General features: G+C 49.9%; 16 protein-coding genes and 1 other RNA gene. 5 read left to right on the top strand and 12 right to left on the bottom strand.

Annotated features, from left to right (window positions below; all coding sequences use genetic code 11):
- Position 1: 1 nt before the first annotated feature.
- Together AC6R0L_RS15555 and AC6R0L_RS15560 are read left to right on the top strand one after the other, a co-directional pair.
- Positions 2-1,450, top strand: a complete 1,449-nt coding sequence (locus tag AC6R0L_RS15555) for a Y-family DNA polymerase (RefSeq protein ID WP_500629693.1) — start codon at positions 2-4, stop codon at positions 1,448-1,450.
- 21 nt (positions 1,451-1,471) lie between these two features.
- On the top strand, positions 1,472-4,543 hold the full coding sequence (locus AC6R0L_RS15560) for an error-prone DNA polymerase (RefSeq protein WP_500629694.1): 3,072 nt from the start codon (positions 1,472-1,474) through the stop codon (positions 4,541-4,543).
- A gap of 50 nt (positions 4,544-4,593) precedes the next feature.
- On the opposite strand, the gene AC6R0L_RS15565 is transcribed toward AC6R0L_RS15560, so the two are convergent.
- Both AC6R0L_RS15565 and mlc read right to left on the bottom strand, forming a co-directional pair.
- A complete protein-coding gene (locus AC6R0L_RS15565; protein ID WP_500625579.1) occupies positions 4,594-5,541 on the bottom strand; it encodes a chemotaxis protein CheV in 948 nt (315 codons plus the stop codon).
- Positions 5,542-5,654: 113 nt separating this feature from the next.
- Positions 5,655-6,872: a sugar metabolism global transcriptional regulator Mlc gene (mlc, locus tag AC6R0L_RS15570; protein ID WP_500629695.1), complete on the bottom strand. Its 1,218-nt coding sequence runs from the start codon at positions 6,870-6,872 to the stop codon at positions 5,655-5,657.
- 351 nt (positions 6,873-7,223) lie between these two features.
- On the opposite strand from mlc, the gene pyk reads away from it, so the two are divergent.
- The gene (gene pyk, locus AC6R0L_RS15575; RefSeq protein ID WP_500629696.1) at positions 7,224-8,666 is read left to right on the top strand and encodes a pyruvate kinase; all 1,443 of its coding nucleotides are present in this window, start codon (positions 7,224-7,226) and stop codon (positions 8,664-8,666) included.
- Between the two features lie 103 nt (positions 8,667-8,769).
- Here the strand turns inward: pyk and AC6R0L_RS15580 are convergent, their stop codons facing one another.
- Positions 8,770-9,915: a patatin-like phospholipase family protein gene (locus tag AC6R0L_RS15580; RefSeq protein ID WP_500629697.1), complete on the bottom strand. Its 1,146-nt coding sequence runs from the start codon at positions 9,913-9,915 to the stop codon at positions 8,770-8,772.
- 8 nt (positions 9,916-9,923) lie between these two features.
- Positions 9,924-10,016, bottom strand: a complete 93-nt coding sequence (cydH, locus tag AC6R0L_RS15585; RefSeq protein ID WP_334550872.1) for a cytochrome bd-I oxidase subunit CydH — start codon at positions 10,014-10,016, stop codon at positions 9,924-9,926.
- Positions 10,017-10,158: 142 nt separating this feature from the next.
- Here cydH and AC6R0L_RS15590 point away from each other — a divergent pair, with 142 nt between their 5' ends.
- Positions 10,159-10,752, top strand: a complete 594-nt coding sequence (locus AC6R0L_RS15590; protein WP_500629698.1) for an outer membrane protein — start codon at positions 10,159-10,161, stop codon at positions 10,750-10,752.
- A 72-nt stretch (positions 10,753-10,824) separates the two neighbouring features.
- Here AC6R0L_RS15590 and AC6R0L_RS15595 read toward each other — a convergent pair whose 3' ends face one another.
- The 6 genes from AC6R0L_RS15595 to AC6R0L_RS15620 form a co-directional block, all read right to left on the bottom strand.
- Positions 10,825-11,247 carry a hypothetical protein gene (locus AC6R0L_RS15595; RefSeq protein ID WP_500629699.1) on the bottom strand — a complete coding sequence of 141 codons (423 nt, stop codon included), beginning with the start codon at positions 11,245-11,247 and terminating at the stop codon, positions 10,825-10,827.
- Between the two features lie 156 nt (positions 11,248-11,403).
- Positions 11,404-12,399, bottom strand: a complete 996-nt coding sequence (gene oppF, locus AC6R0L_RS15600) for a murein tripeptide/oligopeptide ABC transporter ATP binding protein OppF (RefSeq protein WP_487902387.1) — start codon at positions 12,397-12,399, stop codon at positions 11,404-11,406.
- Positions 12,396-13,367: an ABC transporter ATP-binding protein gene (locus AC6R0L_RS15605; protein WP_334550877.1), complete on the bottom strand. Its 972-nt coding sequence runs from the start codon at positions 13,365-13,367 to the stop codon at positions 12,396-12,398. The genes oppF and AC6R0L_RS15605 overlap by 4 nt, the downstream gene beginning before the upstream one ends.
- A 28-nt stretch (positions 13,368-13,395) precedes the next feature.
- Positions 13,396-14,298, bottom strand: coding sequence for an oligopeptide ABC transporter permease OppC (oppC, locus tag AC6R0L_RS15610; RefSeq protein ID WP_334550879.1), 903 nt, complete (start codon positions 14,296-14,298; stop codon positions 13,396-13,398).
- Between the two features lie 15 nt (positions 14,299-14,313).
- Positions 14,314-15,234, bottom strand: a complete 921-nt coding sequence (oppB, locus tag AC6R0L_RS15615; protein ID WP_248331649.1) for an oligopeptide ABC transporter permease OppB — start codon at positions 15,232-15,234, stop codon at positions 14,314-14,316.
- 74 nt (positions 15,235-15,308) lie between these two features.
- On the bottom strand, positions 15,309-16,943 hold the full coding sequence (locus AC6R0L_RS15620) for an ABC transporter substrate-binding protein (protein WP_334550882.1): 1,635 nt from the start codon (positions 16,941-16,943) through the stop codon (positions 15,309-15,311).
- 754 nt (positions 16,944-17,697) lie between these two features.
- Between AC6R0L_RS15620 and AC6R0L_RS15625 the strand changes: the two genes are divergently transcribed.
- Positions 17,698-19,176 carry a phospholipase D family protein gene (locus AC6R0L_RS15625; RefSeq protein ID WP_500629742.1) on the top strand — a complete coding sequence of 493 codons (1,479 nt, stop codon included), beginning with the start codon at positions 17,698-17,700 and terminating at the stop codon, positions 19,174-19,176.
- A gap of 41 nt (positions 19,177-19,217) precedes the next feature.
- On the opposite strand, the gene AC6R0L_RS15630 is transcribed toward AC6R0L_RS15625, so the two are convergent.
- Entirely contained in the window at positions 19,218-19,682 is a 465-nt protein-coding gene (locus tag AC6R0L_RS15630) for a GNAT family N-acetyltransferase (protein ID WP_500629743.1), read from the bottom strand.
- A gap of 261 nt (positions 19,683-19,943) precedes the next feature.
- Positions 19,944-20,040, bottom strand: an RNA gene (gene ffs / locus AC6R0L_RS15635) — signal recognition particle sRNA small type.
- Positions 20,041-20,043 lie beyond the last annotated feature (3 nt).

Consider the following 20,043-nt stretch of genomic DNA (forward strand, 5'->3'; position numbering starts at 1 on the left):
GATGACGCTCTGGTTGTATCTCCATTTTCCGTCCTTGCAACTGGACGCGCTGTTTCACACGCCGCAAGGTGATCCGCTGGTGATTGTCGATCCTCAGCGCTTTCGGGTTGTGCAATTAAATGCAGCGGCTCATGCTCAAGGGATCCAACCCGGCATGGGGCTGGGCAGCGCCAGTGCACTTTGCCCGACTCTGCAAGTGCACCCTTATGATGCCGATGTCGAGCATAAGCTGTTACTGGAACTGGCGCAGTGGCTCTATTTCGTCACCTCTGACATTGCGCTCTACCCCCCCAATGGCTTGCTACTTAAAGTCACCGATATGCTGACCTTATACGAGGGGTTGGATAAGTATTGGCAGCAGCTCAGTCAGCACCTCACGCGCTGGTCGTTGGATGGCAAAGAGACAGAAGAGAGCGATAGCAACGCGCCGATGTGCCTTCACTATCATTATGCCACGGGGTTTTCTCCGCTCTGTGCCATGCTATTGGCCAAATCGGGTACAGACATGATTGAAGAGCGTCAAGAGAGACTCCATCAAGCCCTTTTACCGTTTGCTCTGCACGCGACCGAACTCGCCCCCTCGCAAGTGGATAAACTCGCGCGCGTCGGGATAACCACACTCGAACAGTTGCTGGCGTTGCCAATGCAAGATATTGCCCGCCGCTTTGATATTGATTTGGTCAACTATGTGGGGCGCTTGATGGGTCAATTTAAGCATCCCGTGGATTTCTACCATCCGCCCGAGTCCTTCCAGCGCTATCTGGAACTGCTGTTTGAGATTGAGACCATTGCGTGGCTCACTCGCCCTTTGCAGCGCCTGCTCAATCAACTGGAAACCTTTCTTATGCTGCGCAATCAAGTGGCCTATGAGCTCACACTCACACTGCATCAACGGGAAAGACAAGAGGCGCAGATTCACTTTACCTCCGCCAGTGGTGATTATCTGGCCACGCGCTGGATGACGCTGTGCCAGCTGACGTTAGAGTCGATGAAACTCGACGCGCCAGTACAAGGACTGACACTCAAGTTAGTACGCGGCGGCGAATTAGAATCCACCAGCCCCAACCTGTTTGGCAAAAAGCAGGGCCAACAGAGCGAGTTGGAGCTCATCAGCCTACTGCAAGCCAAGTTGGGCACGCAGCAGGTACGTAAAATCGCCCTCACCGCCGATCCTAGACCGGAAAAATCACTGGCGCTGCGCGAGCCAGAGCGTCCCGTTCCGACCTCTCTGGCTACGCCGAAGTTTCGCCCTTTGGTGTTACTCGACAACGCTCAGCCACTGGAAGAGAACGTCACCTTGATTCAAGGACCCGAACGCATTGCAACCGGATGGTGGGATGGTGACAGCATCACTCGGGATTACTTCATCGCTCGCAGTGAGGTTGGGCGCTGGTTGTGGGTCTATCGCACCCCGCAGCGGCAGTGGTTTTTGCATGGCCTATTTTGTTAGCACTGAACCCAAGAGAAAAGCATGTCGTACGCTGAGCTTTACTGCCAAACCAATTTCTCGTTTCTGACCGGCGCTTCTCACGCAGAGGAGCTGATCTTGCAGGCGGATTTTCTTCGCTATCACTCACTGGCCATTACCGATGAGTGCTCCGTCGCGGGCGTGGTGCGCGCCTACAGTGCCGTTAAGCAGCACCAACTCGGGATTCATTTGATTGTCGGTAGCGTATTTTGGTTGAACCCCCATTGCCACGTGGTGTTACTCTGCCCTAGCCGTGAAGCGTACGCCGAGCTGTGCCGGATTATTACCAATGCGCGTCGGCGCTCAGAGAAAGGGCAATATCAACTATCAGAGTGGGATCTGATGTCCGTTCGCCACTGTTTTGTGCTTTGGCTCCCCACCCACCACAGCGAAGATAGCCGCTGGGGACGCTGGCTCCATCAACATCATGCTGATCGCTTGTGGATTGGTGTTCAGCGCCATCTTAAAGAAGACGATCACGCCTACTTAGCCCATTGTGAGCAGCTCGCCGAATCGCTTCATCTGCCCATTACGGCGTGCGGCGGCGTATTGATGCACAGCGCAACACGCCTGCCTTTGCAACATGTCCTCACCGCGATTCGTCTTGGTCAAAGTGTTGAACAGGTCTCTGCGCATTTGCTCGCCAACACAGAGCGCAGCCTGCGCAGCCAAGATAAGCTCAACAAACTGTTTAAAGCCGAATGGCTAGCGGAGAGTGTTCGGATTGCTAAGCGCTGCCATTTCTGCCTCAGTGAGCTCAAATACGAATACCCTAGCGAGCTGATTCCTGACGGCCACACCCCGATGAGTTACCTAACCGCATTAGTAGAAAAAGGCAAAATAGCACGCTTTCCAGACGGTGTTCCTGAAGAGATTGAACACACCATTCAAAAAGAGCTAGCGCTCATTGAAGCACTCGATTATCCGTTTTACTTTCTCACCATTCATGACATGGTGATGTTTGCCAAACGCCAGAAAATCCTCTACCAAGGGCGAGGTTCAGCGGCCAACTCCGTCGTCTGCTACTGCTTAGAAATCACCGCCGTTGACCCAAGACAAATCTCAGTGCTGTTTGAGCGTTTCATCAGTAAAGAGCGCGATGAGCCGCCCGATATTGATGTCGATTTTGAGCACGAGCGACGCGAAGAGGTCATTCAATACCTCTATCAAAAATACGGACGTGAACGCGCAGCGCTCGCCGCAACGGTGATCTCCTATCGTTTTAAAAGTGCGGTGCGTGATGTCGGTAAAGCGCTTGGCATTGAAGAGAGCCAACTTGACCACTTCATTCACAACGTCAACCGCCGTGACCGCACCCAAGGTTGGCAAGCTCAGATCGTACAGTTAGGTCTACAACCGGGCTCACTCAAAGGCCGGCAGTTTATCGATTTGGTCAATGAGATCTTAGGCTTTCCACGTCACTTATCACAGCATGTGGGCGGGTTTGTCATCTCCGCAGGTCCACTCTATGAACTGGTGCCGATCGAAAATGCCGCCATGGCCGATCGCACCGTGATCCAGTGGGATAAAGATGACTTAGAAAGCCTCAAACTGCTCAAAGTCGATGTGCTGGCACTGGGCATGCTCAGCGCCATTCGCAAATGTTTTGCCTTGATTGAGCGCTGGCACGGACGCAACTTATCGATTGCCGACATTACCCGCCTTGGCGATGACCCCAAGGTCTATCGAATGATTCAAAAAGCCGACACCGTGGGCGTGTTTCAGATTGAATCACGCGCGCAGATGAGCATGCTACCGCGCCTCAAACCCGCTAACTACTATGATCTGGTGATACAGATTGCCATTGTGCGCCCAGGGCCAATTCAAGGGGATATGGTTCATCCCTTTCTCAAGCGCCGCGATGGCTTAGAGCCCGTCACCTACCCTTCAAAAGAGGTGGAAGAGGTGCTGTCACGCACTATGGGGGTGCCGATTTTCCAAGAGCAAGTGATCAAACTGGCGATGGTGGCCGCCGGCTTTAGTGGCGGGGAAGCCGATCAGTTGCGACGCGCAATGGCGGCATGGAAGAAAAATGGCGATTTGGTGAAGTTTCGCACCAAGCTGATTGAGGGCATGTTAGCGCGCGGCTATGAACAAGCGTTTGCCGAGCGATTATTTGACCAGATCTTAGGCTTTGGCGAATACGGTTTTCCTGAGAGCCACTCCGCCTCCTTTGCTGTGCTCGCTTACTGCTCGGCATGGCTAAAGTGCCATTACCCTTACGCGTTTTATACGGCGCTGCTCAATAGCTTGCCGATGGGCTTTTACAGCCCTTCTCAATTGATCCAAGATGCGCGTCGCCACCAACTGCGCGTATTACCTATCTGTATCAACCACTCTGAGTATGACCATCAGGTCGTACGCGATGAACACGGATTTGCCCTAAGGTTGGGCTTTCGTCTCATCAAAGGCTTCAGTCAAACCAGCGCTAAGCAGGTACTCAAAGCGCGCCATAACGGACCCTTTCACCACCCAAGCCAACTCAAACACATTGGCTTAAACCAGAAAGAGCTCGAAGCACTGGCCTCAGCCAACGTCATGCACACCATTGCCAACAACCGCTACCATACCCGCTGGGCGATGATGGACTCACTCAATGACTTGCCACTGTTTCGCCACCTCAATGATGAGCAAGCCGCGCCGGTGCCTGCCCCAAGCGATGTACAAACCTTACTTGAAGATTACGCCGCCACTGGGCTATCGCTGCACAGTCACCCCATCACACTGCTGGATAACGCTCAGCGATTAGGCCGTTTTACGCGGATGAATCAACTGGTGCAAAAGCCGCATCAGTCCTTAGTCACCGTGGTGGGTGTGGTGACGGGCAGACAATCCCCGGGAACCGCCGCTGGGGTGACTTTTTTTACCCTGGAAGACGATACCGGCAATATCAATGTTGTGGTGTGGCAAGCGACCGCCAGAGCGCAAAAAAATGCTTACCTGACCGCCAAGATACTCAAAGTCAAAGGGATTTTAGAACGCGAAGGCGACGTCACACATGTCATCGCTGGGCGCTTAGAGGATATGACCGAGCAACTGGCAGACTTAAACAGCAGTTCGCGAGACTTTCATTAAACGGATGAGCGGGTAGACTCAAACCCAAAGGTCATAACAACATGTCAGCCTTACTTGCTCAGTACATCGCGCAGACGGTCTTGCGCCACTTCCACCAGCAAATCCGGTTGGAACTTGGAGATAAAGCGATCGCAGCCCACTTTTTTCACCATGGCTTCGTTAAAACTGCCACTGAGCGAGGTGTTCAAGGTCACGTAGAGATCTTTCATACGTGGATCGTTACGGATTTCATAGGTGAGTTTGTAGCCGTCCATTTCTGGCATTTCGGCATCGGTGATCATCAGCAACAAGTCTTCAACCACATTCTTGCCTTCATCCGCCCAAGACTTAAGCAATCTTAATGCTTCAAGACCATCGCGGCACTCAATGATATTAAGGCCCAATTGCGACAAGGTTCCTCTCACCTGAGCGCGCGCCGTCGAGGAGTCATCAACAATCAAGACGTTGCGTCCGACCATTTGTGTCGACAACTCTTCATCCAGTACGCCTTCGGAAATGGAGACGTCGTAGTCAATGATCTCAGCCAGCACTTTTTCTACATCGATGATTTCGACAATCTTCTGCTGGCTGTCTTCTTGCACATGTGTAATGGCTGTCAGGTAGTTCGCACGTCCTGCCGTTTTCGGTGGCGGCTGAATTTCACTCCATGCGGTGTTAACAATATTGCGCACTTGACCTACTAGGAAGCCCTGCACAGTACGGTTGTATTCGGTGATGATGAGATTTTCTTCTTGATTTTCAAGACGAGAAGGCGGGAAGCCAATGGCAGCGCGCAGATCAATCACGGGCACAGAGACACCACGCAGTGATGCGACACCCGTGATGTTGTAATGAGAGCCGGGCATTTTGGTCAATGGCGGCACTTTGATCACTTCACGCACTTTAAACACATTGATCGCGAAGATTTGACGACTGTTGAGGCTAAACAGCAACAACTCAAGTCGGTTCTCACCCACCAAGTTTGTGCGCTGATCTACGGTATTTAATACTCCAGACATACTACTTCTCAACCAATGTATTAAGACAAATTAACTAGGGAATTCACCCCGTCCCTTTTCAAGATTATATGGGAAAGTGGAAAAGATAAAGCTTGGCTATGAGATGACGTGCGTTAACCCTCAATGACTTTCATCAACAGCAGGCCATCGTATAGCGCCTGTTTGATTAGCGCCGCGCCCGGCATGGTCGCTTGTTTGTAGAAGCGCGATTCCACCAGTTCCAGATCTTGATGATAGACAGGCAAACTCTGCTCTTCAATGCAGGTTTGGATTTCAGGGTACAAAATGGTTTTGGCTTGGTTAATGGCGCCGCCAATCAACACCTTCTCAGGGTTGAACAAATTGATCACCATCGCAATCGCAGAGCCGAGGTAGCGCCCCAACTTTTGGATGACATCCACCGCCAGTGGATCACCGTTCGCCGCCGCTTCACAAATGTCTTCAACCGACACTTCTTCAATCGATGAGAGCGATGACTCTTCACCATTGGCGATACGCTCGGTCACCTCATCACGAATCGCTTGTGAACTGGCAACGGTCTCTAAACAACCACGGTTGCCGCAGTGACACTGCTTACCGTTTTTGTCGATTTGAATGTGGCCAAGCTCACCAATGTTTCCGTGACGCCCTTGCAAAACACGGCCATCCAAAACGATCCCAGCCCCGAGGCCGTGGTGAATCGAGATCAGTACCGAGTTGTCGTTCTCTTGTGAGTGACCAAACAGTTTTTCTGCCAGCGCCCAAGCTCGGGTATCGTTAGCAATAAACACAGGCAAACCCGTGGCTTTAAAGATCTCTGGGCCTAGGGCTAGATTTTCGACGTGATAGTGCGGCATTTGCAGCACGACGCCTTGCTCAGAGTTCACTAAGCCCGGCAACGTGATGGCAATACTGGTGACGCGATCAAGCTGATCGGCGTAGGTTTGGAAGAACTCGTCAATTTCATGTAAAAGTCGCGCGAGCACGTCATCTTGGTCTGTCTCGTGAATATCGATTTTGGTATCGATGAGGACATCACCACCCAGCTCATGCAGTGCAATGGTCAGATAACCGCGACCAAGACGCATCGAGAGAAATTGCCAGCCTTCGTTATTGACTTGAAGTCCCACCGCAGGTCGACCACGACTGGTGGCTTCTTGCACTGTGGTTTCATGAATAAGGTGCGCCTCTATCAGCTCACGAGTAATCTTGGTGATACTCGCTGGTGCTAACTCGCTCAACTTGGATAAGTCGATGCGAGAAATAGGGCCGAACTGATCGATCAGTTTGTAGACACGGCCAGCGTTGACCTGCTTGATATGATCAATATGGCCAGGTTGAGCCATGTACATAGAGTGCTCCAAATATCAGTAACCTGGTAATTTTTTTACTTTGCGAACTAATTGTGAAGAGCTTTGATGAATCGCCGTGACCAGCATCACGTATAAAGCGTTTTGTTTGTGTCCCGAGTCAAATCACAAAACGATTCCTGCCCCCTTAGTGTTATTTTTTTGCATTAATAAATATGTCTCCATCCTCAAGTTTGAAACAGCGTATATACTTATCTCATAGGGAACTTATCTCATCGAGCATTTAAGTTATCAGGGACTTAATTTCTCAAACACTTAATTTATCGACCACAGACATCATCGAGCGCTTGGAGAAAGCGAGTCTGGCGAATAACGCCTTGCAAGGAGAGTTCAATGACCATCATCCAGAGAAGAACAAAAATCGTCTCAACCCTCGGACCTTCAACCGACCAACCCGGTATCTTAGACGCCATTTTGCAAGCGGGGGTCAACGTGGTGAGAATGAACTTCTCGCACGGGACGGCTCAAGATCATCGAGATCGCGCCACCAAAGTCCGCAATATCGCCGCTAAATTAGGCACGCATGTCGCCATTTTGGGTGACTTACAGGGCCCCAAGATTCGCGTCTCAACCTTCAAAGAGGGCAAAGTGCACCTCAACGTGGGCGACATTTTTATTCTTGATGGCGACCTACCTGCAGGTGAAGGTGACAAGAACGCCGTCGGTTTGGATTACAAAGCACTGCCAGAAGACGTCACCACCGGCGATATCCTGCTTCTTGATGATGGCCGAGTGCAACTGAAAGTGATTGGCGTATCCGGCCAGCAGGTGCGCACCGAAGTAACCATCGGCGGCGCGCTCTCGAACAACAAAGGCATTAACAAAAAAGGGGGCGGCTTGTCGGCCGCCGCCTTAACCGAAAAAGACAAACGGGACATTCTGCTTGCGGCAGAAATCAATGTCGATTACCTCGCGGTGTCGTTCCCACGCAACGGCGAAGACATGAAGTACGCCAGACACCTCGCAAAAGATGCCGGGCTCAACGCCAAATTGGTCGCAAAAGTTGAGCGCGCTGAAACGGTGGAGAGCCTTGAGAACATCGATGACATCATTCTCGCTTCCGATGCCGTCATGGTCGCTCGGGGCGATTTAGGCGTGGAGATCGGTGACCCTGAGCTGGTCGGCGTACAAAAACAACTGATTCGCCGCGCACGTAGCCTGAACCGCACCGTGATCACCGCAACACAGATGATGGAATCCATGATGGAAAACCCGATGCCCACTCGAGCGGAAGTCATGGATGTGGCCAACGCAGTACTGGATGGCACCGATGCGGTGATGCTCTCGGGTGAAACCGCAGCGGGTAAATACCCTCTTGAGACCGTGATTTCGATGGCCGAAGTCTGTTTGGGTGCCGAGCGTGTGGCCTCCATCAATCGCAGTCAATTCCAAGTCGATTCAGAATTTGAATCCGCCGAAGAAGCGGTCGCGATGAGCACCATGTTCGCCGCCAATCATACCAAAGGCGTTAAAGGCATCATTACCCTGACTGAATCTGGCCGCACCGCACTGATGATGTCTCGTCCAAGCTCAGGGCTGCCCATCTTTGCTCTCTCTCGCAACGAAGATACGCTAAATCGCAGCGCCCTTTACCGTGGCGTGTTCCCGATTTTCTTTGACTACAAAGGCGACACAGGCTTTAACACCGCTCAAGCCGCGGTCAATACGCTCAAAGAGAAAGGGTTGCTGGATGAGGGGGACTTAGTGTTGATCACGCTCGGTGACGTGATGGATGTGGTGGGCTCGACCAACTGCATGCGTATCTTGAAAGCCTAGCCAAAGAACGCCAATAGGGAGTGATGTTCCCTATTGGTTGTTTATTATCTGAGCCTGTTTACTGGCCGACTTTACATCTTTTCTAGCTTAACTCGCCTGCCCCCTAAACACTGAACAAGCGCTGCTCACTGCATCGGGCGAAGGTCTCGACGAATCGATAACCTGCCTGTAAACCGAGTTGATAATCGTGTTCTAACGCGGATTTCTCGCTCATCAGCGAACTCGATTGCAGAGGTTTATCGGGCTTAATTTGCACAATAAAACAATCATCCGGTGGCGAATGAAGGAAATCTTGCGTCAAGGCGTAGGTTTGATAGTGCACCATCAGCATATCGGCTAAATGTGAGTCAAACTTATCACCCAGCAAGTGACTCAAACGGTACACATCGTCGGCGCCAAACAACCAACGCCCACCATTGAGCGCCTCAAAGCCCTGTTTTTGGATTTGCAGCTGTTTGTTTTTCTGCACCTTTTCCGACAAAAACGCGCCCCAATCCAACTTCCATTGCGACAGCTTTTGCTGCCACTGCTCTTGAATCAGATTGAAAGAGTCACGAAACCACTCAACTTTCTCTGTTTGTGCAAGAGGAGTGGGCTCTACAGCAAGATCATCCCCTTCGGTGCGGATCACGACAATGCAACGAGCGCCCTTGCGCCACGCTTCTTGCACCGGGATCGACGCCGACACGCCGCCATCCACGTATTCTCCATGATCAAACGCCACCGTATTGGGATAGAGCCTTGGAATCGCGCAGGTGGCAATCAGCACCTTTTTCCAATCGTCTTTTAACATGGGCAAATAGTGATCGAGAAGATGATGCGTATCCGTGACCGCCGCATAGGCATCACGCTTACCCAGCACTTTGCGCCCTAAATCGACATCCAACCGGTAGGGGTAATCACTGATTTTATCCAGCGACCAATCTAGCCCAAGGTACTGTTTGCGGCGAATGTAACCGAAAAGATTGAAGAACTGCGGATCCGTGGTCAAATCTAAGATGAACGATCGACCGATGCCGCGTTGACGGCAAAGGTACGCACACAAATTCAACGCGCCAGCGGAGGTACCATAGAAGGTATCAAACGGGTCAAAATTGGAGAGAAGAAAAGCATCAAGTACACCGGCAGTAAAGATACCTCTTTGTCCGCCCCCTTGGGCAACCAAAGCGTTTTTGCCACCGGTATATTTGGCGAGTCGGGATTCGTCTAACTCGACAGCTGCATTAGTAATGTATCCGCTGTTGTTCATGATGGCGGTTAAGCCGCATTGATCGCGATAAGTCCATAGCCAATTAACACGGTAAAGACGGTCGCGACGATGATGAGGGCAAATTTGAGATCGTGTTCCATAGACATCTCCTTGTTGTTTAACAAAGTAATAACACCTCTGTGAAGTATCTTCAAATACCACATCTTTTTTGTGTTTAATTATGGCGTTAGCGTCACAATTGCCTTACCCCACTGCGATTAGATTCTCGATAAGGAACCGCTCATGACTTGTCTGCGCTTGCTCACTCCCTTGCTTTTACTCTGCACCCTACCCTCCATCAGCTACGCCGAGACTTTCCTCACCCCTTGGCTAGGTGTGACACTGGGCGGCGAATTAGAAGACCAAAACGGGCAAACCTACGACCTCAAACCGTCAGAGAGCTATGCCTTTAGCCTAGAGCATACGCTAGATAAGGGACGCATCGGCCTTTTTTACGCCACGCAGTCGACCGATGTAGACAAGATTTCAGAGCGAGCGACCACTCACTATCTTCACTTTCAGAGCAGTATTTACTATCCCCTGAATCCGGGGCTGTCGAGCTACGTTGGCGTCGGTTTGGGCGCGTCCTACATCGATGCCCAATGGGTGGATGACCACTATGGGTTTTCCGCCTCGATCTTTGGTGGCTTTGATTACCAGCTCAACTCGCAACTTTCTGTTAACACGCAAGTACGCTGGCTCGGGACTGTGGTGGACAACGACACCAGCGGGATATGCAATCTACCCAGCGATGGCAGCGAACAGTGCATCATTCGCTTTAAGACCGATTGGATGAATCAATTTTCCGCCAACATCGGGCTCACGTGGCGATTTTAGGGTTCTCAATAGAGAGGCTGGCATAAAAACGCCACCGACAAAGCGGTGGCGTAGAGAGTTCAATTGGAGCGCTTAAAAGTTGTACTTAATGCCGAGTGCGCCGCCAATTTGCAGTTCAGGACCACTGTATAGGTCAAGCTCTGGGTGAAGTTGGCCGTAAAGATCCCAACCTTTGCCCAGATCCCATTTCAAGCCGAGTGGCACGCGCACACCAAACTCTTTGTGATCCCACTCGCTCCAACCACCAACGCCGACATACCAAGAGATTGGGGCATTGCCATCAAAACGACCAGAGGTGATCAGGTAGTCAAATGCAGCACCATCATTGCCAAGGGTGAAACGGTATTGATTATCGAGCTCCAATACCGCACTAAGCTCTTGATCGTAAGCCATACCGACCGAAATTGGGGTTTTATCTGGGTTTGCCATGGCTACGGAAGAGCCAAGCAATACTGCCAACGTGCCCCCTACCATGCTAACGCTTCTCTTGTTCATTGATGAGTTCCTTAGCGGTTTAAGTTCTGCAGGAAATTATCGTCAAAAGTGCCTATCAGGTGTCAGGAAAACGTCAGAACCTAATAACAAAGGGCTAGAGACAACAATGCCAGTCATCAGACTGGCATTGAAAGTTGAGCGTGCATAATGCGTCAATTAAGAGACGGACACATGCAAACACGACACTGCGTGCACATCGCTACCTTGAATGGTTGGCTTAGTCTTAGCACACGCGTCGGTCGCTTGTGGACAGCGGGTGCGGAACACACAACCAGACGGCGGACTGATCGGTGATGGCAGATCGCCTTCTAACATTTCAATCTGCTTCTCACGTTCCAACTTGGGATCGGGAATCGGCACCGCCGACATCAGTGCGCGTGTGTAAGGGTGTTTCGGGTTGTCAAACAGCGCGTGAGCTTCACCCAACTCCACTGCGTTACCCAAGTACATGACCAACACGCGATCAGAAATGTGTTTGACCACCGACAAATCGTGGGCGATAAACACCAGTGACAGACCCAGCTCTTTTTGCAGCTCTTTAAGCAAGTTCACTACCTGAGCCTGAATCGATACGTCTAGCGCCGATACCGGCTCATCACAGATGATCATCTTCGGATTCAAGATAAGCGCACGGGCAATACCGATACGCTGACACTGACCACCCGAGAACTCATGAGGATACCGGTTAATAACGTTAGGCAGCAGGCCGACCTTCTTCATCATCTCTTTAACGCGCTGCTTCACTTCCTCTTTGGAGAGATCTGGGTAGAAAGTCTCCAGCGGCTCGGCGATGATGTCACCAATGGTCATTCGCGGGTTAAGCGACGCCAACGGATCTTGGAATATCATCTGGATCTCTTTACGCGTTTCACGGCGCTGGACCTCTTTCATCTTGGTCAAGTCTTGCCCAAGCCATACCACTTCACCGTCAGTCGCTTCGACCAAGCCGATGATGGCACGGGCGAAGGTGGATTTACCACAGCCAGATTCGCCCACTACACCGAGCGTTTCGCCTTCGTACAAACGCACGTTAACACCATCCACCGCTTTTAGCGTTGAAGGTTTGGCCCATGGCCACGCCGATTTTGCGGCAATGTTGAAGTGCACCTTCAACTCTGAAATGTCTAGAATGACTTTTTTATCTGCACTCATTTCGTCCAAGCCTCCCAATCAGAAAAACACGCGCGTTGACGACCTTGACCAAATGGCGTCAGGATTGGCGCTTCTTGCTTACAGCGATCCATCACGCGATGGCAACGCTCTTGGTACGGACAGCCCGTCGGCAGACGTAGCAAGTTTGGCGGGTTTCCAGGAATGGTGGGCAGTACCTCACCTTCGGTATCTAGGCGAGGAATCGCTTTGAGCAGCCCCTCTGCATAAGGGTGACTTGGGTTGTAGAAGATCTCATCCACACTACCGTACTCCATGGTACGGCCTGCGTACATCACCAACACTTTGTCACATGAACCCGCAACCACACCTAAGTCGTGCGTGATCATGATAATGGCGGTGTTGAATTCTTGTTTTAGCTCGTTGAGCAAATCCATGATCTGCGCTTGAACTGTTACATCCAGAGCGGTCGTCGGCTCATCAGCGATCAGCAGTTTAGGACGACACAATAGCGCCATTGCGATCATCACACGCTGACGCATACCGCCTGAAAATTCGTGCGGATACATGGTGATACGCTTGCGCGCTTCAGGGATTTTCACTGCTTCCAACATGCGGACCGACTCTTCAAACGCTTCGGCCTTGCCCATGCCTTTGTGCAGCATCAGCACTTCCATCAACTGATCACTGACCTTCATATAAGGGTTCAGTGACGTCATAGGATCTTGGAAGATCATCGCAATTTGCTCAGCGCGCACTTTATTGAGCGCTTTTTCTGGCAAGTTGAGGATCTCTTTGCCTTCAAATTTAGCACTACCTGAGATGATGCCGTTTTTGGCCAGCAGCCCCATGATAGCGAAAACCGTTTGCGATTTACCTGAACCAGATTCACCCACAATACCCAGTGTTTCACCTTGGTTGAGTGAGAAGTTCAGATCGTTAACTGCGGTGACGATACCATCTTGCGTGGTAAATTCGACGCGCAGATCTTTGACATCTAATAAGCTCATCATTGCTTCCTTAATCTTTCTCTTTTAATTATCTGTCTTTAGGATCAAGCGCATCGCGCAGACCGTCACCAACGTAGTTGAAGCAGAATAAGGTCACCACCATGAACGCGGCTGGGAAAGTCAGCTGCCAAATAGCGATTTCCATCGTTTGCGAACCTTCTTGTAGAAGTGCGCCCCAACTTGTCATCGGCTCTTGTACACCTAGACCAAGGAATGAAAGGAAAGATTCAGTCAGAATCATGCTTGGGATCAACAGTGTGGAGTAAACCGCCACAATACCCAGTACGTTTGGCACGATATGACGGGTGATGATTTTCCAGTTACTGACGCCACAGACGTGCGCCGCTTCAATGAACTCTTTACTGCGCAGGCTCAAAGTTTGACCGCGTACAATACGCGCCATATCCAGCCAAGCAATGGCACCAATCGCGACGAAAATCAAAATGATATTTCGGCCAAAGAAGGTCACCAATACGATCACAAGGAACATAAATGGCACCGCGTAAAGGATCTCCAAAATACGCATCATGATTCTATCGACTTTACCGCCGATAAACCCAGAGGTTGCGCCATAGAGGGTACCAATCAGAACCGCCACCAAGGCGCCGAGTACACCCACCATCAGTGAGATTCGGCCACCAATCAGCGTACGTACGTAGAGGTCACGACCTAGACTGTCGGTACCAAACCAGTGCTCAGCACTTGGACCAACGTGCATCGCGTACCAATCGGTATCATCGAATGTGTACGGCGCAATCATTGGCAGGAAGATCACCGCTAAGGTCATCACAAACAAAATGCACAGGCTGATCATTGCCGCCTTGTTGCGCATAAAACGAATACGGGCGTCTTGCCACAAACTGCGGCCTTCGACTTCCAAATTCTCTGCAAACTTCTCGACCGCTTCGAGGTTCTCTTTTTTCGTTAACATAACCAATCTTCCCTGTTAGTAGCGAATTTTCGGGTCAATCATTGCAAGGAGAATATCTACCACTGCGTTGAAAAGAATGAAGAGGAAGCCGATCAAAATCGTAATTCCCATCACCAGCGAGTAATCGCGGTTAAATGCGGCGTTGACGAACAACTTACCAATGCCAGGCAGACCAAAGATGGTCTCGATCACCACCGAACCGGTGATGATGCCGACAAACGCAGGGCCCATGTAAGAGACGACAGGCAACAACGCAGGTTTCAGTGCGTGTTTAAGAATGATGTAACGGTAGCTCAAACCTTTCGCACGTGCAGTGCGGATAAAGTTACTGTTCAAGGTTTCAATCATCGAGCCACGGGTAATACGCGCAAACGTGGCGATGTACAAAAAGGACATACCAAGGACAGGCAAAACCATGTACTCAATCGCGCCGCCGTTCCAGCCACCCGCTGGGAACCAACCCAGACCAATCGAGAAAATGTAGATAAGGACGGGGGCAAAAACAAACGACGGCAGCACCACCCCTATCATGGAGGTGGACATCACCGTATAGTCGAGCCAGGTGTTTTGCTTTAACGCGGCGAGCGTGCCGACCGCCACCCCGACAATCACAGTGAAAATAAAGGCATAGAAACCGACTTTTGCCGATACAGGTAGCGCCTCAGACACCAACTCATTCACCGTATAATCTTTGTACTTGAACGAGGGGCCAAAGTCGCCTTGAAGAATATTACCTAAGTAGGTGGTGTATTGCTCAAATAGAGGCTTATCCAAGCCATATTTCTCGTTGATATTTTGCATCACTTCAGGAGGCAGTGTCTTCTCTGAAGAAAAAGGGTTACCCGGTGCAAACCGCATCAAGAAGAACGATACGGTAATTAGGACAAGTAAGGTTGGAATAGCTTCCAAAATTCGAGAGAAAATTAGCTTTAACATAAAACATCTCACATCTAAAAAAACAGTGCGCTAATAACGCGGGCTATCAGCGCACTGGATATCTTACTCAAGGATTACTTTTTGATAATGTACATGTCTTTTGAGTAGATATTGTCTTGCGGGTTTTGATCAGGGTAGCCACCAAGCTGTTTGCTTACTAGACGTGGCTGAACGTACTGATAGATAGGTGCGATTGGCATATCTTGTGCCAACTGAGCTTCTGCGATCGCGTAGTACTTGTTACGCTCTTCTTCAGTTTTCGCCACTTTTACTGCGTCGTTCATCGCCTTATCAAAAATCTCGCTAGAGTATTTCTGGTCATTTGAACCATTCTCAGTCATCGCAATCGCTAGGAAGGTAGAGGCTTCGTTGTAGTCTGCACACCAACCTGCACGGCGAACGTCAAAGTTGCCTTGCTTAGAGCTGTCTAGGTAAGTTTTCCACTCTTGGTTCTCAAGCTTAACGTTGACGAAACCACCCAGCGATTTTTTCCACATAGATTGAACCGCGACGGCGATCTTCTTGTGGTTTTCACTGGTGTTGTACAGCAAAGTGAAATCAAGAGGTTTGCCTTGACCGAAGCCCGCTTCAGCAAGAAGCTCTTTCGCTTTCTCTACGCGCTCTTTTTGCGTCATTGTTGCGTACTCTGGCGCCTCAGGTGCGAAACCTGTGATGCCGCTGTGCGTCAATGCGTAAGCAGGTTTTTGGCCTTGACCTAGAATCGCTTGAGTGATGATGTCACGGTCAATCGAGTAAGACAGCGCCTTACGTACGCGAACATCGTCAAACGGAGGACGTTGGTTGTTGAAACCGTAGTAGTAAGTACATAGGTTTGGTGAAACAACCACGTTATCTGGGTAATCTTTCACAAGACGACGGAACTGCTCATTTGGCACTTCGTAAGTCATGTGGATTTCACCCGATAGGAAACGGTTCATTTCCGCGTTTTGGTTTTCGATAGGCAGGTAAGTCACTTTATCAATGACGGTATCGGCGTTATCCCAGTAGTTAGCATTACGCTCTAGAACGATCTTCTCGTTCACTACCCAATCAGACAACACGTACGCACCGTTGCCGACAAAGTTACCTGGTTTCGTCCAGTCGTTACCGAACTTCTCAACCGTCGCTTTGTGTACTGGGTACATCGTAGTGTGCGCCATCATCTTCACGAAGTATGGCAGTGGTACTTCAGTCTCAACCACGAGCGTGTGCTCATCTACGGCTTTCACACCCAGCTCAGCCACGTCTTTCTTCCCTGCGATGATGTCTTTCGCATTTTTCATCTTGGTGTATTCGATATACCAAGCATAAGGAGACGCAGTCATTGGGTCAGCAGCGCGTTTGAAGCTGTATTCAAAATCATAAGCGGTGACAGGATCGCCGTTCGACCATTTCGCATCTTTACGGATTTTGAATGTGAACGTTTGATTGTCTTCAGTAGACCAAGATTCAGCAGCACCTGGGATGGTATTACCCGGGCCATCTTGGATAACAAGGCCTTCCATCAAATCACGTAGAACGTGAGACTCAGGCACACCTTCAACTTTATGAGGGTCTAGCGACGCCACTTCCGTACCGTTACCACGGACGAATTCCTGTTTTGCTGCTAGTTCGACACCCGCTGGAACATCAGCGGCAAAAGTTGCGGTAGAGGCCACTGCAAGGCCGGCACCTAGTAGAAGGGCTTGTGTGATTTTGTTCTTGTACATGAGTAAAACTCCAAGTTTTTCTTTTGCATCCATGACGTCTTTGTGGTTTTCACTTGAACGGCCAGTGATTTAGGTTTTTTTAGCCCAAAATTCGACCAAGAATCACCTAATAACCCCACAAAGATTGCGGCACACATTACCAACCATTGAAGTAATTTGCCATAAATTTGTAGCATTCAACCGTAATATTCCACGATCATATCAATGAATTGGCATATAATTCTGCATACGTAAACGTTTGCCAGAGAGTTGGCATTTCTTTACATCTGCAGACAGACTAATGCGCCTTTTAGTCTAAATTAACATCAGCATCTAGCATCATCTGCTAGAAAGCGTGCAGAAAATTTAACATTAGTTATGAAAGGTGGCGACTACTTAACTACAAATCGCTTATCCGATGAGAGGTTCTGTGAAGCGAATCACCATGATGCACCTATTTAGTCAACCTGCGCCAAAAGTGATCATTCACGAAACAAATAACTCACTGCCAATGCTCAACACTTCAGTCAATAGCCCACTCTACATTGATAAATTTAGAGCTTTATTTTGTGTGTTTTTTAGCTATTCATCGTCGTGGCGAATGCGTGGAATGCTTTATAAACCGCCAATGTGACGTCTCTCATACTTATCCATCTCAAAAACGCAAAATAGCAAGTTCTCTAGCGTGACTCATTTACACTCAAGGGTATCTATCGGTTTTGAACAGGCGCTGGCTTTGTCTTCTTTATTTAAAACGCTGTTGATTAGCTTAGTTATGATCGCCATGACGGCGTGTACTTCCCTGTCACCTGACACCCATAATGAGAAGACCACCAGCACCGCCCTGCCATATCAGCATAACTCACCCTTAGATCACTATTTCTCTGCCCTTTCGAAAAAGACGCCGGGAGAGACAGGATTCTATCCTTTAGAGCATGGCCACGACGCTCTCCTGACTCGCTTGGCGCTGATTGAATCCGCAAAGGCAAGCTTAGATCTTCAGTATTATATTTTCCGTGACGACGAAACCAGCCAACTGCTCAGTTGGCGACTGTTCATCGCCGCAGAGCGAGGCGTCCGAGTTCGCCTATTGTTAGACGACATGCAAAAGCGCGATGACAAGGTCATGGCTTACATCAACTCACACCCAAACATCGAGATTCGTCTATTCAATCCTCACCAATATCGCACAGCGCGCGGCGCGGCCTTCCTCAGTGATTTTGACCGTCTTAACCACCGCATGCACAATAAATCACTCACGGCAGATAATGTCGCGTCAGTGATTGGCGGGCGAAACATTGGCAATGAGTACTTTTCATTTCAATCGGATGTCGAGTTTGGCGACTTTGATCTGTTGATGCACGGTGAAGCCGTCGCAGCGGTGAGTGAGCAGTTCGATGAATATTGGAACAGCGACTTCGCTATCCCAATGGAGTGGATTTACCCCAATCGCACACCGCTCACCTCTGAAGCCATCTCAGATTGGGTCGCAAGCTCTAAAATCGAAGAGCAGTTCACGCAGGGCCAATACGACTTTACCCAGTTACCTCTTTATCAAAAGCTTATTAACGCAGAACTCTCGCTTTTCTGGGGTAAGGCGCAGCTTATCTACGACTCGCCAAACAAAGTGCTAGGACAAGGCGAGCCACTAAAAAGCGGATTGACACAATTTCTTAGCCAAACAGAGAGTGAGTTGGTCTTGATTTCCCCCTACTTTGTCCCGACGGAATCTGGTACACAAGCCTTGATTTCAGCGGTTGAGAAAGGGATTGAAGTGACGATTATTACCAACAGTCTCGCGTCCAATGACGTTTTCGCCGTTCACGGTTGGTACGCGAAATATCGCCAAGCGCTCATTGAAGGCGGCGTTATCCTTTGGGAGGTCAAAGCGACAGCAGACATCGACAACAGTTGGAGCATCAAGGGCAGCAGTAACGCCAGCTTACATGCCAAAGTCATCGTACTCGATCGGAGCAAAATTGCCGTCGGTTCGATGAACCTTGACCCGCGCTCTGCGGAGCTCAATACCGAGTTGGCGGTACTGTTCGAACAACCTGAGTACGCTGAGCGTGCATTAGCGCAGCTGTACAGTAAATTGAATGAGAAGGCCTACCAAGTCACTGTGCAAGAGGGCGAACTGATTTGGATCGATCACGCACAGTCCGTGCAATTCGATAGCGAACCCGATGCTAGCCTATGGTTAAAAATGGGCGCTTGGATCAGCGGATGGCTGCCGATAGAAAGCCAATTGTAAGCGAGTAACAAAATCGCACTTCGGCCGTTGCCCAATCCATCTTAGCCGCTTGTTTCCATTATGAAGTTGGTGAGTTGCTGCCCACGTACATCAACTTGCTGCTTTCCTACAACACGAAAGCCAAGGTGCTCATAAAACGGACGGGCGGTGATGCTCACGTGAGAATAATAACGCTTGATGCCTAGTCTGCGTCCTTTCGTGAATAGGTGCTCCATTAATCGTCGCCCTACCCCGATGCCTTGATAATCGGCATGACAGAAAAAATGGTCGATATACCCATCCTTCTGTAAATCTGCAAAGCCGACTATTTTGCCTTCGAGTTCCGCAACAAAAGGTTTCATACCATCGGTGCGCTTTTGCCAAACCGCCATATCAAAGCCATCCGGAGCCCAAGCGGATACTTGCTCAAAAGTGTAGTCTTTGATATTCACGGTTCTAATCGTTTGGAACTTCAGCTGCCACATTTCTAGGGCGTCTGAGTGCTGGTAGTCTCGTATCGTAATCATAGTTATCTGTTGCTCTGCAGTGCGGTAGTAAATTTGACCACATAGTGAGGTGAGGGAAAGTGAGTCAATCGTTACTTTGGTCAAGTGGTTGTTGAATTCGTCGAAAAAAGAAAAGGGGCAAACATGAGCTAACTGATGAAGACTGTCATATCCTGTATACGTGAGATGAATCCTTCGCCTAGCGACACAGAACCCAATGCTGTGCAGATATGAAAAAGCCTGCAATTTATGCGACATATATTGCAGGCTTCAAAAGGGTGGAAGCCCCAGCCACATCCCGGCACACAAGTCACTTGCTGCGGCTGCTTCCTTCCGGACCTGACCGAGTTCACAAGCTATTGTTGCGGGAGGACCAGAGCCT

Source organism: Vibrio sp. R15-SG3-ISO1A, from assembly GCF_059833955.1.

Coding starts and splice junctions, on each gene's coding strand:
- AC6R0L_RS15555 (WP_500629693.1), top strand. CDS start 2: ATGACGCTCTGGTTGTATCTCCATTTTCCGTCCTTGCAACTGGACGCG.
- AC6R0L_RS15560 (WP_500629694.1), top strand. CDS start 1,472: ATGTCGTACGCTGAGCTTTACTGCCAAACCAATTTCTCGTTTCTGACC.
- AC6R0L_RS15565 (WP_500625579.1), bottom strand. CDS start 5,541: ATGTCTGGAGTATTAAATACCGTAGATCAGCGCACAAACTTGGTGGGT.
- mlc (WP_500629695.1), bottom strand. CDS start 6,872: ATGTACATGGCTCAACCTGGCCATATTGATCATATCAAGCAGGTCAAC.
- pyk (WP_500629696.1), top strand. CDS start 7,224: ATGACCATCATCCAGAGAAGAACAAAAATCGTCTCAACCCTCGGACCT.
- AC6R0L_RS15580 (WP_500629697.1), bottom strand. CDS start 9,915: ATGAACAACAGCGGATACATTACTAATGCAGCTGTCGAGTTAGACGAA.
- cydH (WP_334550872.1), bottom strand. CDS start 10,016: ATGGAACACGATCTCAAATTTGCCCTCATCATCGTCGCGACCGTCTTT.
- AC6R0L_RS15590 (WP_500629698.1), top strand. CDS start 10,159: ATGACTTGTCTGCGCTTGCTCACTCCCTTGCTTTTACTCTGCACCCTA.
- AC6R0L_RS15595 (WP_500629699.1), bottom strand. CDS start 11,247: ATGAACAAGAGAAGCGTTAGCATGGTAGGGGGCACGTTGGCAGTATTG.
- oppF (WP_487902387.1), bottom strand. CDS start 12,399: ATGAGTGCAGATAAAAAAGTCATTCTAGACATTTCAGAGTTGAAGGTG.
- AC6R0L_RS15605 (WP_334550877.1), bottom strand. CDS start 13,367: ATGAGCTTATTAGATGTCAAAGATCTGCGCGTCGAATTTACCACGCAA.
- oppC (WP_334550879.1), bottom strand. CDS start 14,298: ATGTTAACGAAAAAAGAGAACCTCGAAGCGGTCGAGAAGTTTGCAGAG.
- oppB (WP_248331649.1), bottom strand. CDS start 15,234: ATGTTAAAGCTAATTTTCTCTCGAATTTTGGAAGCTATTCCAACCTTA.
- AC6R0L_RS15620 (WP_334550882.1), bottom strand. CDS start 16,943: ATGTACAAGAACAAAATCACACAAGCCCTTCTACTAGGTGCCGGCCTT.
- AC6R0L_RS15625 (WP_500629742.1), top strand. CDS start 17,698: ATGATCGCCATGACGGCGTGTACTTCCCTGTCACCTGACACCCATAAT.
- AC6R0L_RS15630 (WP_500629743.1), bottom strand. CDS start 19,682: ATGATTACGATACGAGACTACCAGCACTCAGACGCCCTAGAAATGTGG.